The organism is Paenibacillus litoralis, from assembly GCF_046244365.1.
In the GTDB taxonomy this organism is placed as follows: domain Bacteria; phylum Bacillota; class Bacilli; order Paenibacillales; family NBRC-103111; genus Paenibacillus_V.
On record NZ_CP176395.1, the window covers coordinates 7,054,812 to 7,069,717 of the forward strand.

Below are 14,906 nucleotides of genomic sequence, written 5' to 3' on the forward strand. Positions count from 1 at the left end.
TCACCTCCCAATCGGCTCCATGAATTGTACAGGCTTTCCCGTCTCCATGGATTGCAAAGCCAACTGCGCGACGGCAACCGCCTGACAAGCATCCGCAGCCGTCACAATCGGTTGTTTGCGATGCCGAATACAATCGATAAAATGGGCGATTTCCAGCGCGAAAGGATCTTGTCGGGAAGGCGCTTCCGGCAAAATGACCCCCTCCCCAGCTGCGGAACCGGAATCCGTGCAGTACAGGACAAGCGGCCTGCTATCTTGGCTGCTGCATTTCAAGACGCCGTGTGACCCGAAAATTTCCAAATTTGCATGAAAGGAGGCCGGATGCCCCCAAATCGCCTCGATATTCGCGATTGCCCCACTCTCAAATCGCAGGGTGGCGGTCGCATAATCAAACCCCGCCGTACGCTTGCTTTCCGCAAAAACGGATGAAACTTCGCCGAGCAGCCAGCACATATAATCGAGTTCGTGAATCATCAAATCAAAGATCACGCCGCCGCTTTTGCCGCTGTCCGCAAACCAGCTGTCCGCCGGCGGATGAAGGCTTGCCCGCTTGGCGTGGACGACGCCGATTTTCCCGACAGCGCCCTCAGTCGCTTGCTTGCGCATATGGCGATATTCCGGAAAAAAGCGAAGCACATGCCCGACAAACAACCGGACGCCTGCAAGGTCGCATGCGCGCATCATCTCACCCGCTTCTTCCCGGTCAAGCGCAATCGGCTTCTCGCAAATAACATGTTTGCCATACGCCGCCGCACGGATCGTATAGGCTTTGTGGAGAAAGGTAGGGAGCGCGATGACGACAAGCTCCAATTCCTTATCTGCCAATAATTCGTCGTAAGAGGAAAACCATTTGGTGCCAAGGGATTCTGCGAAACCTTTTGCCGAATGGGGCGATTGGTTATAAATACCGGTGAGCTCGACATGCTGCATTTCACTTATAACGCGTGCGAACTTTCGGCCCATCGTGCCGCAACCGGCTACAGCTACTTTCATGCTTTCATTCCTTTCGACTTTCTTCCGCCGCATCGGCTGATGCAGCCGTCAGCGAAGCCAGATCATCCATATCAAGCCTGTAAAGCCTCGTGCCGTATTGATTGAAATAAATGGCGCCGTCCGGGGTAACCGTGGCCGTCGTTACATGGGGCGGGATGTCGCCCAGCCTTGCGGCTTGCATGGAACCGGCATGAATCCGGAATAAAGAGGTTTCGCCAAAAGCCAGTACGCTCGAATGGTTGTACTTGACAAGGCATCCGCAAGCCTCATCCAGTGGTACAAAAGCAGCGAACGCCATCCGGGCCGGATCGAATGCCGCTATTTCATTGCCTGCTCGCATCCATGCGAAGCCGTGGGCGAATAGGACAACGCCGGTTTTACGGCCCGGTTCAAAACGGTGAAGAAACACAACGGAAGCGGAAACCGGATCCCACACCGTGAAGCAGCAGTCTTCCTCTTCCTTGTAGGTCAGACCGTTACCGCCACCATTGGTCGTCAAATACAGGTAGCGCCCATCGCCTGCCAAGCCGCAAACCTGCTGCCCGGGCACAGGGTCGAGCCAGGAGAAAACTTCCTTCGTGACCGGATCGACTCGGGAAATCCCGCCGCCATAAACGCCATATGCGGCAGACCATCCCGTCCAAACGGCGCCATCCGGTCCGATGACGGTTTTGCCTAGTGGACGGATCAGGCCCGGTCCGACTGCTTGCAGTGTCTTCGGATTGATATTGCCGTATTGGTTCCAAGGTTCGTCAGGGCGGTACACCACATGATCGCCCCCGGAATAAGCAGCCATAAACAGCTCCTTGCCCACGAACGCCATCCCGTAAACCTCACCGCCGTTCTCGCAAACCGCCGCCGAATTCCAATAGGAACCGTCCCGCGGATCGTACCGGAAGATCGTTTGCCCGAATCCGCTCGACCCCCACACAACGCCATTGGAATCGGAAGTAAGGGTATGAATTCGCGTAGGCGGCGCCGGTGTCGGAATCGGACGGCATACCGGCTCCTGTCCTTCAGCGTATTGAATAAAGTAATCCTGGCCCTTGACTCCGGCCAATCCCCCGCCCGTAAAGCGCACAGCCTTGATCCGCTTGCCGTCCAATACGGTCATTTCGGCCTGCTTCAGCTTCAACAAGGCCGTTCCCGTTGCAGTGGATGGGGCGATCAGTTCGAGCGTGCGGCTGTTATAGAAGCGCTGCGTTCCTTCGAATTCCGTGCAAATCCGATTCTCATCCGCCTCGATCACCGCTTCGCCGTCCTCGCCCAAGCGGGTATACGAGCCGTCCGCCATCGACCAAACCGAGACGAATCGCTTGTTGAAGCCGACATTGATCAGCATGCGATTTGGAATCGCGAACACGTTGCGGCTGTAATAATTGTCGAGATTATCGGAAACGCGGCCAAGGCTGGTTAACGTATGCGCGGCCGGATCGTAGCGGAGCAGCAGGCAGCCCGGATAAGTCCCCGCGTATACCATGCCGTCCGTGCCGAGCGCAAAGTTCCATATATACGTTTCCGACTCGATCCGGAGCGGCTCGGCCCAACGCCGGGTGATCAAATTAAGGCTATGCAGATAGCCGTAATCCGGACAAGTGCCGACGAGCAGATGATCGCCAACCGCCAGAAGCGCCCATGCGCCGGAATCGCCCGGAAGCGGGATCGATTCGCCCTCGCCGGTAGCTTTATCGATCAACACCAGATTGCCGACGGAACCGGCCGAGAAGTTGGACAAAACGAGCTTCTCCCGATTGTCAACGGGATCGATGAAGGCGGTCGTCCCCAAAATGCAGAAATTGCGGCAAGGCTCCGCCTCAATCGAATACAATGTTTTTGCCGTCATATGCGTTCACACCCTCATCCTTTTCTGCCTTCAGGCTTCCTCAGCCTTTCACCGCACCCACAAATTGCCCATGAATGAAATACTTCTGCACGAACGGATAAACCGCAATGATCGGCAAAATCGTGACCAGGAGCGCAGCCATTTTCAAGTTTTCCGGATGGATGATTTGCTCGCCGACCGGGTTAAGCAGATCGTCCTGCAGCTGGGATGTCGTCAATATTTCGCGAAGCTGAAATTGCAAGGTCCACATCGATTTGTCCTTGATATAGAGAAGTACGTTAAACCACTGATTCCAATACCCGACCGCGCTGAAAATGATAAACGCCATCGTCATCGGCAGAACAAGCGGCAGCACGATGCGGAACAGCAGACGCCATTCCCCGGCTCCGTCCATTTCTGCGGATTCCAGCAGTTCCTTGGGCAGCTGATCGATGACGTTCTTGTACACGATGATATAGAAGGCGCTGACCAAACCCGGAAAAATAAGCGCGCCGTACGAATTGCCAAGCCCAAGCCCCATGACCAGCAGGAAAGTGGGGATCAGACCTCCGTTGAAAAACATCGTGATCAGGATGAACGTAAAAGCGATGTTTCGTCCGACGAACATTTTATGAGACAGCGCATAAGCCGCACAGAGGGATATGGTGACGGAAAGCCCCGTATTAATGACCGTTAAAACAGCCGTATTGGCAACCGACCGCAGGAACGTAACATTCCCGGCAATCTTGATATAGGAATCCAGCTGGAATTCAATCGGCCAAAGCCCGACCTTGCCGGACAAAACGCCATTGTAGCTGCTTAGCGAGATCGCGATGGCATTGATAAACGGCACGAGAATCGAAATGCTGAACAAAATAAAAAACGCATAGTTGAACAGCTGAAACACAAATCTTGACGGCGATACATAACGATGCATGCGTTGTCCACCCCTTAATACAAGCCGAGTCCGGTGAGCTTCTTGGACAACCGGTTGGAAATGACGAGCAGCAGAAAGCCAAGCACGCTCTGCATGAAGCCGATCGCGGTCGTCAGGCTATACTGCGACTGCTCAAGCCCGAGCCGGTATACATAGGTGCTGATGACGTCGGAGACGTCGTACACGAGCGGATTTTGCATCAGGAAGACGCGTTCGAAGCCGACCTCGAATATATGCGCCAGCCGGAGCAGAAACAGCAGCATAATCATCGGCAGCATATGCGGAAGCGTAATGTGAACGACCTGCCGCCACCTGCTGGCCCCGTCGATCCAGGCCGCCTCGTACAAGCTCGAATCGATGCCTGCGATGACGGCAAAATAGAGAATCGCCGACCAGCCGACATTTTTCCAAATATCCGCAAACACAAGCAGCCCCCGAAAGATGCCCGGTTCGGTCATAAAATAGATCGGCTCGATCCCGAACCAGCCGAGAAAATGGTTGAACAGCCCGGTTTGCGGAGACAAGATCGAATAGAAGACACCGGAAACGACGATCCACGACAAAAAATGAGGCAAATAGGAAATCGTTTGCATGACGCGTTTAAACGTCTTTTGGAACAGCTCGTTCGCAAGCAAAGCGAAGACGATCGGCGCGGTGAAGCCAAACAGAAGGTCGTAGAAATTAAGGATCAACGTATTTTTCAGAATGCTCCAGAACTTGTCATCCTTCAGGACATACTTGAAGTGCTCCAGCCCGACCCAATCGCTTGCCATGACCCCTTTGTAAACGGAGTAGTTTTTAAAGGCAATAATGATGCCATACATCGGCATGTAGTTAAACACAATCAGCAGAATTGCCGTCGGAGCAAACAAGGCGTATAGAGAGAGGAGAGTCCGAAACCGGACTTTCCTCCTCCTCACGGGCTTGCTCAGGACGAGCTTCGATACTTCGTGCTCGTTCAACAAGAACGTCCCTCCTACCAACCAGCCATTTTATAGCCCAACTTGATCAGATTGTCTTTGTTCGCATCGATATATTTTTGCAGCGGGTCGTATTTAAACGCGCGGTACTTCTGCTCCCAGGCTTTGACTTCCTTGTCGAACTGCTCCATTGTGATGCGCCCCATGATCGCTTCGACGGTAAATTTATTGATCGCCTGCATAATCTCCGCGTTCTTCTTCAAGACATCTTCCGGTTCCGCGTATCCTGGAGGGCTCCCCAAGCCCACATTCGCGGCATTGTCTGCGACCTGCTTCATGCTGCTCTTGATTTGATTGTAGTAAGTCGAATCCCCGACCTGCTGTTCAAAGAGAGCTGCCTGCGCGTCCTGCCCGTCGGTATAGCCGAAGATGAAGGCAAGCTGTTTCGACCAGGTCCGCTCTTTGGCTCCCAGTTTGTCCGCGATCGGCACCCGCTTGCCGTCCTTCACCGTGTACGTCTCGTTCTCCTTGCCCCAGAAAATCGCTTCGCGAAGTTCATCGGATGCAAACGCTTCAATAACCTTCCAGGCCCGGTCCTTATCCTTGCTGGAAGCCGGAATGTACAGCCCGTGAGCGCTGATCGGCGACCCTTGCGTTGGGAAGGTATACTTCGGATCGACAAGCTCTTTCGGATTCTGTTTGAGCGGCGGCGCGAACATGTACTTATACGTCTTTTGCAGGTCTGTTCCCTTGGCTCTGGAAGACGCGGCGGCCGGAAGCAATTGATCGGCGCCGTTCCATTGGAAAAGCACGTTGTTATTGGCCCACTTGGTCCCCCAGCTGGTGGAATCCGTCGTGGCGAATTCTTTGTCCAGAATACCTTCCTCGTACAGTTGGCGCATCAAGCCGACAGCGGCGCGGAATTCCGGAAGAACGACATTCGGGATAACCTTGCCACCCTGAATCCGGTATTCATACGGATACGCCCCATACATCCGGAAAATAACCGCTCCGCCGTACGGGAATACATTGTCTCCGATCACGCGCGAGGTCATCGGAATCGAATTCGGCTCGGCTTTCTTGATCTTGCGCATAAGCTCGACCCACTCGTCTACGGATTCCGGCCATTTGCCGCCGTTGTACTTCTCGACCAAATCGTAGCGCGTGTAAATGCCCCAGCCTTGCGGACCCTTATCGTAGGCCATCGGGATGCGCCAGTACTTGCCGCTGGTCGGATCTTTGGCCAGCTCCATCATTTGCGGCGTAATGTATTTCTGGATAGCCGGCGATTTGTCATAGTACGGTTTCAAATCGATGAAAGCGCCTTCACGAGCGGCTTTGTAAGCCTGATCCGGCAAATACGTATGCAGGAGATCCGGAAGCTTTCCCGATGCGAGCAGCAGGTTGAATTTGTTCGGAAACTCGGAATATGGCGGCACTTCGATTTTCAGATCGACGTTCGCTTTCTGCTTGACGATGTTGATAAACGGGTTATTGTTCAACTCCGTGTCTGCCGGATAAATCGCCAAGCCTGCATCCGAGTAGAACATGCTAAGCTCAATCTTCTCTTCCTTCTTGGTCGCGGCCGCCGGACTTGCCGATGATCCCGGACTCGCCTGCGATGAGGCGTCCGGCTTGGAGCCCCCGCCCGAGGAACAAGCGGCAAGAGCCGCAGCTAACAGGGATACTGCGGTTGCCGTGGTGACCCTTTGTTTGAATCTTTTGTTCATTGAATTTCGATGCCTCCCTTTTAAATAACTCGGTTCTGCCGCGCCGCTCCCGGCCAAGTCACTCGGCATAGCGGCTGACGAACTCATTATAGGACGCCTCGCGGCATGCCTTAGGTCAATTCGAAGCAAACATCAAGTCACTTTTTCCGGATAAAAAAACAAAAACCCCTTATCCAGGGTTCTTAAAGGAGAAGCTTGACGGATGAGAGGCAATCAGGCGATATTCGGACGGCGTTGAGCCCATCAAAGACTTAAACACCCGAGTAAACGTGCGGTAAGAATCGAAGCCTACTTCCGCCGATATGTCGGTAACGGACATCGTTGTTGTCGAAAGCATTGTCGCTGCCTTGTGAATCCGAATCGAATGAACGTATTCGAGAAAGCTTTTACCGACTTGCGCCTTAAAGATGCGGCTTATTTTGGACATGCTGACGCCCATTTCCTTAGCGATCAAGCCGAGGCTCAATTCGTCGGCGTAATGGAGGTGGACATGATGAATGACATCCCACACCGCATCCGTCTCCTCCGCCTTATTCTCTCCCGTTGCAGGTAGGGAGGATGCAAGCGCAGCGCGTATATACCCGAATAGCGCTTCGATCAATTTGCTCCGGATGATCAAACTTTTTCCCGGCTTCGATGCCTTCCATTCGCCGAACAGCGATCCCATGATCGTCTCCATGCTCTTCGCCTGTTCGGGCGGCAGGTCGACGTAGGACGGCAAATCGACGCCGGCGCGGAACAAATATTTCATGATCTCCGTGTCGAGAGGCGAATCGTAAAACATCTTGAGATCGAACATGCAGCAATAGGTCAGCAATGGCGTTTTGGGGACGATTTCATGAAGATGATGAGGAAGCAAAAAGGTAATGGAACCGGCGCTCAGCCGGTGCACCCGCCCATTCAAAATTTCGGTGCCTTCTCCGTCCGTGATGAACATAAGCTCCGCGAAATCGTGATAATGGTGCGGATACCGGTAGTCAAGCGAGTAATGGAACATGTAGAACGGGATTTCCGGTTGAAACCGCTTAACTTCTTCCATGACATCGACATATTCCGGAATCATTTTCATAAGAAGTCTCCTTATCAACAAAATGTGTCGATTAGACGATTCCCCTACCCATCTTCCGAGTTTATAGCCAGTCTATCACACCCTATGTGCTCCGCCAAGAACCTTAATCTGCAATTCCCATCCACCTGCAAGATTTGGCCTATCGGCTGTATAATAATGTCCCACTCAAGCTCGAAAACCAGCTTATAATACGCTCGAAGCGTATTTGACAGCGCTTCCATCAATAGCGAAAGGAGCGTCGCTCAATCGTTTACATTTCCAGCTAGGCTTGAACCCTATTTTATTGAGGAGGACGTTTTGATGGTCAAAAAGGTTAATAAAGTATTCTGTATGCTTCTTCTGCTCGTCTCCTTTGTGCCGCTCTTTTCGGCGCAGGCGGCCGACATGCTAATTCCCAACTATAGCTTCGAATCCGGCTTGACCTCGTGGACCCAAAACTTCGGTTCCGGCGGCATTTCCGTTTCTTCCGATACGTCTCATAGCGGAACGAACAGCCTCAAAATCGTCGACACCTCCAATACAAGCTCCGTAGGAATTCAAAGCGACTACATGGCGGCAACAGCAGGCAAAACGTATTACGCGTACGCATGGGCCAATATCGCGAGCGGCAGCGCCGACTTGTATATTCGCTTCTACAACAGCTCCAAGACGCTGCTTTCTTCGGCCTTCCTCTCCAAGAGCGGTCCGGTGAACCAGTGGAGCCTGATCAATACGAGCGCAACCGCTCCGACAGGTACCGCTTATGTGGCCGTGCTGCTTTACAGCAATAATGCGAGCACCGGTACGGTTTACTGGGATGACGTGCTGATTACGGCCGAGCTGACCAATCTGGGCAATGTCGTCTATTCAACGGCTATGCGCAGCGCGACCGTGGCGTTGGATGGGAACGGTAAGCCGGCTTTCTACATCGGCGTCAACGGTTCCAGCACCGCGAATGCCACGATGGCCGAAGTGAATCTGAATACAGGGGTGGTGCAGAAGCTGATGCCGCTGCCCAATACGACATACGCGCATTCCGCCGCGACCACCATCGATAACAAGGTCTATATGGGCACCTATCCGAACGGACTGTTGTACCAATACACGCCTGGAACCTCGGCTCCCGTCAATCTGGGCAAGGCGATTTCCGACGCCACTTACATCTATGCGCTCTCCGCAAGCGATCTGGCGGGTAAAGTGTACGGCGGCACGTATCCTTATTCCGGCGTGTTCAAGTACGAGCCCGGCGCCGGATTCTATACGTTCTCCCCGCATCCGTTTTTTGCCAACTCCCATTATACGTATTCGATCGTGCATGATGCTCCTGATAACGTCCTGTACGTAGGAACAGGCGGTACAAAGGCTCAAATTTCCCGATTAGAAAATGTCGGCGGACAGCGCAATGACAATCTGCTCCCCGCTTCGATTGCCGATGCGAATACGGCTGTGGATAAGCTGAGCTACGAGGGGGGCAAAGTATTTGCCCGGGTGATTCCGGAAAATAAAGAAGTCGTATTGGACGTCACGGACAACCCGAATGGAACCGTTACAACCGTAGTGGATGCGGAGTTCCCGATTGGTTCCTATGGAGTCTCGCCCATCATTGACGGCAAAGTATACTACACGTATAACGGGCTGAAGACATACGATGTGAATAGTAAAACGATCGCACCTGTGCTTAATTCGGACGGCTCCCCCGCTCAAATTCCTTTTAACGGCTATGCATGGGGGCTGGCTACACTTGACGATCAAGTCAACTATCCCGGCCAAACGCTTGTTTCCGTAGGTCACACTGGTGGCACCATTATGCTGTTCAAATACAATCCGACTTCCAAGATAAGCAGCAGTATGTTTATAAGCGGACTGCCTGGCGTACCTACCGATATCCGTTCGCTGACGCAAGGGCCGGATCAGAACATTTATGCCGGCGGCTTCCTGTCGGGCAATATGGGCGTCTATTCCCCGATGCGGAGCGATCGGAACACTATGCATTATGGCATCCCCCAAATCGAAGGCATGATCTCTCAAGGCAATACCCTTTATATGGGCGGTTACCCTAACGCCCAAATCTATAAGAACGATATGACGCAGGGGTGGGGCCCGACCAAATTCCTCGACTTGGGCACGACCTATTTGCAGGAACGTCCTTACGGAATGGCCCAAGGCGACAACAAAATTATAATCGGCACCGTGCCTGCCTCGGGACAGCTCGGAGGTGCCTTGACCGTCTACGACAGCTTGACCGCTTCCGCGCAAGTATACCGTAATATCGTGCCGAATCAGAGCATTATTTCCTCCGCCTACCTGAACGGGTATGCCTACGGAGGCTCGTCTATTGCAGGCGGCAAAAATACGACACCGACGGAAACGCAAGCCAAGCTGGTGAAGCTCAATGTCGCGACCGGCGCCTACACGACGTATTCGCTGCCGTTTTCCTCGCCGGCCATTACGGCATTGATCGCCGGCACGGACGGAAAAATTTGGGGATTGGCTAATGGCTACTTGTTTATTTTCAATCCCGCCACGAACACGATCGAATACTACGCGCAAAAATTTACGGACGTCAACTACGGAACCGCTCCAATCGAAAAAGACGGCTCCCTCGTGCTTGGCAGAGCGGGAAGCAACAAAATTTACGGTACGATCAAGACCCATCTGTTCGAAATCGATACGACGACGAGGAACGTTACGATTCTGTATAATGGCGTCAACAATTTCGAGAACGCGACTGCCGATGGCTACGGGAATATTTATTTCAATATGGGCAACCAGCTGTTCCGCTGGGCTTATTGACCGTTACGGGGCAATGGGATATTACTCCTGTAAAAATTGAGAAGAATGAGATGAAGTTCTTGTCATCGCCTAATAACAAGAACTTCGTCCCTTATATTGTAGTATGCCTAGCCATCTTCAGCCCTTTACCGAACCCATTAACACCCCTTTGACAAAATACTTTTGCAGGAACGGATATACGCACAATATGGGCGCAACCGAAATCACGATTGCTGCAGCCTTAATACTCTCGGGCTGGATCAAATTCGTCTCCGAATTATCCAATAAGCTATCCAGCGAAGTGACATGAACCATTTGATATAAGCGCACCATCAGCGGCATTAGATTGGAGCTATTCAAGAAATATAAAGCTTGCGAATATACATTCCACAATCCAACAGCGTAAAATAACGACAATGCAGCAATAATCGGCTTGCTAAGCGGCAGAATGATCTTCCATAAAATCATCGGATCGCTCGCCCCGTCAATCGTTGCCGATTCCTCGATTTCCAAGGGAAGTGACTCGAAAAATGTTTTCATAACGAACAAGTTATATACGCTTATTAACCCCGGCAGCCATATCGCCCAAAAGGAATCCAGAAGGTATAAGTTTTTCAGAAGCAAAAACATCGGGATAAGGCCCCCGCCGAATAACATGGTGAATAAAATCAGCAACAGCACGATACTACGGCCGCGAAGCCGTTTTTTAGACAATGAATATGAGGTCAGCGTTGTAAAAAACATTTGCAGGAACGTCCCGACTACTGTGATGATAATCGTATTTCTCATCGCTATGAACAGCAGACCCGACTCGAAGTGCTTCTGAAAAGCTTTTATGTTGAATTCGACAGGCCATAGAAACACTTCGCCCGACAGAACGGCTCGGCTGCTGCTGAATGATACAGCAAGCACACTGAGCAAGGGGAAGATTGTCGTCAGCGCACAGAAGATCAGAATCAATCCATTCGCTGCTCGCAGTATAGGTTTGGCGTTTACCACATTCCTCCCTCCCCCATCGATTTAATGATTTTATTGACGAGCAGCACGAGAATAAGCCCGACAATTCCTTGGAATAGCCCTACTGCTGTCGCATAGCTGTACTGCGCTCCCAGTAGACCCACGCGATATACATACGTACTAATCACGTCGGCAACGCTAAAGACCGCACTATTCTGCAAATTGAATACTTGCTCGAATCCAACGTCCATCACTTTCCCCATCTGCATGATGAGCAAAATCGCGATTGTCCCCCTGATGCCAGGTATCGTGACATGATAAATTTGCCGAAACTTGCTGGCGCCGTCGATCTTGGCTGCCTCGTAGAGCTGTGAATCGATATTGCCCATTGCTGCAAGATACAGAATCGTTCCCCAACCCGCCGTTTGCCAAATGGAAGAAATCGTAAACACGATCGGCCACCAAAATTTGCTCGCCATGAAATAAATCGGTTCAATGCCGAGTCCTTTTGAAAGGATCATATTAAGAATCCCGGTGCCAGGAGAAAGGATTCCGATCAAGATACCACCAAGCACTACCCAAGACATAAAATGCGGCAAATATAGAGCATTCTGAAGCGTGCGCTTGAACCAAGTTGTGCGAATTTCATTCAATAAAATCGCTAGCAGGATGGGAGCCGGAAATACGAATACGATGTTATAAAGATTCAGCAGCAGCGTATTGCGCAGAATGACCCAGAACTCTTTGTCATGAAGCAGACGGTTAAAATGTTTGAGCCCTACCCAATCGCTTCCCCAAATGCCGTCCATGACCCGAAAATTTTTGAACGCGATCAGTTCACCGTATAAAGGCGCATATTTAAACAAAAGAAAGTACACAAGACCCGGAAGTAAGAACAGATATAAATATTTGTCGCGAATCACATCTTTCATAACCCGGTTCATTGCACTCATCTGTCGGATCCTTTCTGCTGCAGACCCTTGCTTTGCGACATTTCACTGCATAATGCCAGCAAAGCAAGCCCTTGCGTAAACGGGCTGGCACTGTACGGAATGTCGTTATACTCCGCAGCGGTCGGCATTACGCAAGTGCCCCCTGAACCGTGCTGAACCTGCCCTTCCGCGCTGATATTGGCATTCAGAACCTGAATCGCCTTCTTCGCAGGCGTGCGATAAGCGGCTTTCTCCAGCCATCCATGCTCGATGCCGATGTTCAATCCAAAAGCAAATGCAGCAGTAACGGAAGATTCCAAATATGTGGCCGGATCGTCCATCACCGTATGCCATGCACCGGAAAGATGCTGCCTTTCGACCGCGCCTTGCACATGCAGCCGATAATTGCGCAATACTTCTTCATACTCCGGCAACCCCCGCAAGTGAGGGAGCACAACTGCCGAAGCAGCGGTAAACCAACCGTTTCCTCTACCCCAGAGCACCCCCATTCGCTTGCCTTCATTACCGTAATAGCCATGGTAGATCAAGCCAGAACGGTTATCCCCCAAATAGTTATAATGCAGAACGAACTGACGGGCAGCCTCTCTGACGAATTCTTGATTACCTGTGTAAACTCCCCACTCCGCCAAAAAAATGCAACCCATGAACAGGGTATCCGCCCATATTTGACCTGGGTATACGTTCTCCGTACAAGAATGCTCGTAAGCGCCCTCCAGCGTCCGCGGTGCATCAGACATACACCAGCTTGCAAACTGCTCGCATAAGGAACGATACTTTGCGCTGTCCTGCAATTTCATCCAGCTTAGGGCCGCCAGCACCGGAGCCGTCGTATTGATACTTCGCCCAGGCGCATGCTGCCGCAAATGGCCATCCAGCCAGCGTTCCACATAATCAAGCATGCTTGGATCGCCTAATTGCTCATACGTCTTTGTTAAACCATATAGCGCGACGCCTTGCCCCCACTGCCAGGCTTTCATTTGAGAGGACAGCTCGCCTTCTGAATCCATGGAATGGGCAGCTACACGCTCTAATATATGATGAATGGATGTCATTGAACGTTCTCTCCCTTCGTATCTCTGTAGCAATGAATATGCAACTCTGCCGTCATCGGCGTCGTAAAGTTGCTTATCACATTCAGCAATTGCGGATCGATATCGTCGTTTCGCAAACAAACGTAGCGATGCTCGTCAGCCCCGCCTACAATCTCGATCCGATCGTCTCCATAGCGGTAAACGAAACTGCCAGCGGAATGCAGGTATAGATGATCCGCCAGACGAGAGCATCCGTCACTTTCGATGACACCACCCGGAGCGAAGCTGAACACCGTTTGCGCGAATAAATTCGGCATCTGTTCGGCCTTCAGCTTTACCGTCAAGCCATCTGGCCTCAGAGCAATTCCGACACGCATTTCCAATTTGGATATATGCGTCTTCTCTCGTCCTTCAAAGTTGAAATCAAAAGCGGAACGACCTGTCCGACCAATACCCGCTCCTTCTACCGGACCGAAATAGGCACCCTCTACTTGGATCGACATTTCATAGCAGCCTTCGGAGCGCTTCTCAAGCTTCGCCATAGGAACTCCCGCGATGCCGAACCAGCCTAACGACCAGCGAAGACCTACCATTCTCGCCTTTCCAAATTGAATACACAAAAATTCGGGCTGCCCTGATACAAGGGTGACACTTAAATCTTCATGTCTATAACGAACCAGCGGCGAACCTGAATGGAAGGATGTGCGAACATAAGGCATTGAGCCTGATACCGCCGCCTGACTGCCTTCGTTCAGCAGCACATCATAGGACAACGGAAGCGGAGAACGTTCTCCCGCTCCTTTCATCTCATTGGGAAATCGCATCCAATAAAGCAACGGCAATCCAGGATTCGTTGCATATTTTAGCGCTTCGTCCGCGAGTGTTCGAAACATGTTGCTCTTTGTATGCGAGGCCATCAATGTGAAGGCGATATAATATTCATCGCTTAGATAGAATGTCTTGCCACGGTCATGACGGCTGGAATATTCCGTTACGATGGCTCCGTCCGGGTGAAGCATATATTTCATCATCTCTAAGTTGCTTGCAATCGGCGCTATCAAATCTTCATATTGAAATACTCTTGCCGCATGATAGAGGAAATTACAGCAGACGGCATTGTAAACCGCATTGCTTCGTTCCGTCCATTCGCCGGACTTATTGATATCTAGCCCCTCTGCGAAATAAGCGTCGGCACGCTCGCGAAGGCGCTCATCAGGAAAGATCTCAGACAGCAGGGCTAAAGCGCCGCAGATGACCCAGCGATGATTCGGTGTATGGATGCCACCTTTTAACAAGCAGGGAATTGTCCCATATAAAAATTGTTTCAATTTACCGCTTACCGCATGCGCTTCGGGCGCATCTACTGAAGCCAAAGCATGATAGCTCAAACTCGCAATGTGAACCGCGAAGCCTGTATCCGGAGGCGAATCGATATTGCAGTTAATGAGCGATATGCATCCGGAAGGATACTGCGAACGAAGCAAGTAATCGATCTGTTCCTCAATCACTTCTAACAATGCGCCGCTTCGGTACCATTTCGATTCGGGATGACTATATAGCGGTACTGTCATTTGCAAGCCCGTTTCGATCTGTACGTACATCCCTTTATACGCCGAATCGGGGATTTCAAATGCTCCTCTCCAATGGCTGCCGCTTTGCCGAACTTGGTATGATTCGATCTCTTTCCATTTCTTCTCAAGCTCTCTCATTAACCATTTTTCTTCCACTTCGTCCCATCCTTTC

General features: G+C 51.5%; 11 protein-coding genes. 1 reads left to right on the forward strand and 10 read right to left on the reverse strand.

Annotated elements, in window-relative coordinates; all coding sequences use genetic code 11:
* From ACKGJP_RS29650 to ACKGJP_RS29675, 6 genes are all read right to left on the reverse strand, one after another.
* A complete protein-coding gene (locus ACKGJP_RS29650; RefSeq protein WP_409342372.1) occupies positions 1–993 on the reverse strand; it encodes a Gfo/Idh/MocA family protein in 993 nt (330 codons plus the stop codon).
* A 4-nt stretch (positions 994–997) separates the two neighbouring features.
* Positions 998–2,836 carry a hypothetical protein gene (locus ACKGJP_RS29655; RefSeq protein WP_409342373.1) on the reverse strand — a complete coding sequence of 613 codons (1,839 nt, stop codon included), beginning with the start codon at positions 2,834–2,836 and terminating at the stop codon, positions 998–1,000.
* 40 nt (positions 2,837–2,876) lie between these two features.
* Complete coding sequence (locus ACKGJP_RS29660; RefSeq protein WP_409342374.1) at positions 2,877–3,752, reverse strand: carbohydrate ABC transporter permease; 876 nt, start codon at positions 3,750–3,752, stop codon at positions 2,877–2,879.
* Between the two features lie 14 nt (positions 3,753–3,766).
* Positions 3,767–4,717, reverse strand: a complete 951-nt coding sequence (locus tag ACKGJP_RS29665; protein ID WP_409342375.1) for an ABC transporter permease — start codon at positions 4,715–4,717, stop codon at positions 3,767–3,769.
* An 11-nt stretch (positions 4,718–4,728) separates the two neighbouring features.
* Entirely contained in the window at positions 4,729–6,402 is a 1,674-nt protein-coding gene (locus ACKGJP_RS29670) for an extracellular solute-binding protein (RefSeq protein ID WP_409342376.1), read from the reverse strand.
* Between the two features lie 169 nt (positions 6,403–6,571).
* Positions 6,572–7,471 (reverse strand): AraC family transcriptional regulator, encoded by a 900-nt coding sequence (locus ACKGJP_RS29675; RefSeq protein WP_409342377.1) that lies wholly within the window; start codon positions 7,469–7,471, stop codon positions 6,572–6,574.
* Between the two features lie 300 nt (positions 7,472–7,771).
* Here ACKGJP_RS29675 and ACKGJP_RS29680 point away from each other — a divergent pair, with 300 nt between their 5' ends.
* Positions 7,772–10,243 (forward strand): carbohydrate binding domain-containing protein, encoded by a 2,472-nt coding sequence (locus tag ACKGJP_RS29680; protein WP_409342378.1) that lies wholly within the window; start codon positions 7,772–7,774, stop codon positions 10,241–10,243.
* Positions 10,244–10,360: 117 nt separating this feature from the next.
* Here ACKGJP_RS29680 and ACKGJP_RS29685 read toward each other — a convergent pair whose 3' ends face one another.
* The 4 genes from ACKGJP_RS29685 to ACKGJP_RS29700 are packed head-to-tail and all read right to left on the reverse strand — an operon-like array spanning position 10,361 to position 14,890.
* Entirely contained in the window at positions 10,361–11,221 is an 861-nt protein-coding gene (locus tag ACKGJP_RS29685; RefSeq protein WP_409342379.1) for a carbohydrate ABC transporter permease, read from the reverse strand.
* Positions 11,215–12,132 carry an ABC transporter permease gene (locus ACKGJP_RS29690; protein WP_409342380.1) on the reverse strand — a complete coding sequence of 306 codons (918 nt, stop codon included), beginning with the start codon at positions 12,130–12,132 and terminating at the stop codon, positions 11,215–11,217. The genes ACKGJP_RS29685 and ACKGJP_RS29690 overlap by 7 nt, the downstream gene beginning before the upstream one ends.
* Complete coding sequence (locus tag ACKGJP_RS29695; protein WP_409342381.1) at positions 12,129–13,184, reverse strand: glycoside hydrolase family 105 protein; 1,056 nt, start codon at positions 13,182–13,184, stop codon at positions 12,129–12,131. Before ACKGJP_RS29695 ends, ACKGJP_RS29690 begins: the two co-directional genes overlap by 4 nt.
* The gene (locus ACKGJP_RS29700) at positions 13,181–14,890 is read right to left on the reverse strand and encodes a hypothetical protein (RefSeq protein WP_409342382.1); all 1,710 of its coding nucleotides are present in this window, start codon (positions 14,888–14,890) and stop codon (positions 13,181–13,183) included. Before ACKGJP_RS29700 ends, ACKGJP_RS29695 begins: the two co-directional genes overlap by 4 nt.
* Positions 14,891–14,906: the final 16 nt, after the last annotated feature.

What these genes read in the sequence shown, in the direction of transcription:
- ACKGJP_RS29675 (WP_409342377.1), bottom strand. Translation starts at nt 7,471, where the DNA reads ATGAAAATGATTCCGGAATATGTCGATGTCATGGAAGAAGTTAAGCGG.
- ACKGJP_RS29655 (WP_409342373.1), bottom strand. Translation starts at nt 2,836, where the DNA reads ATGACGGCAAAAACATTGTATTCGATTGAGGCGGAGCCTTGCCGCAAT.
- ACKGJP_RS29695 (WP_409342381.1), bottom strand. Translation starts at nt 13,184, where the DNA reads ATGACATCCATTCATCATATATTAGAGCGTGTAGCTGCCCATTCCATG.
- ACKGJP_RS29660 (WP_409342374.1), bottom strand. Translation starts at nt 3,752, where the DNA reads ATGCATCGTTATGTATCGCCGTCAAGATTTGTGTTTCAGCTGTTCAAC.
- ACKGJP_RS29670 (WP_409342376.1), bottom strand. Translation starts at nt 6,402, where the DNA reads ATGAACAAAAGATTCAAACAAAGGGTCACCACGGCAACCGCAGTATCC.
- ACKGJP_RS29690 (WP_409342380.1), bottom strand. Translation starts at nt 12,132, where the DNA reads ATGAGTGCAATGAACCGGGTTATGAAAGATGTGATTCGCGACAAATAT.
- ACKGJP_RS29650 (WP_409342372.1), bottom strand. Translation starts at nt 993, where the DNA reads ATGAAAGTAGCTGTAGCCGGTTGCGGCACGATGGGCCGAAAGTTCGCA.
- ACKGJP_RS29680 (WP_409342378.1), top strand. Translation starts at nt 7,772, where the DNA reads ATGGTCAAAAAGGTTAATAAAGTATTCTGTATGCTTCTTCTGCTCGTC.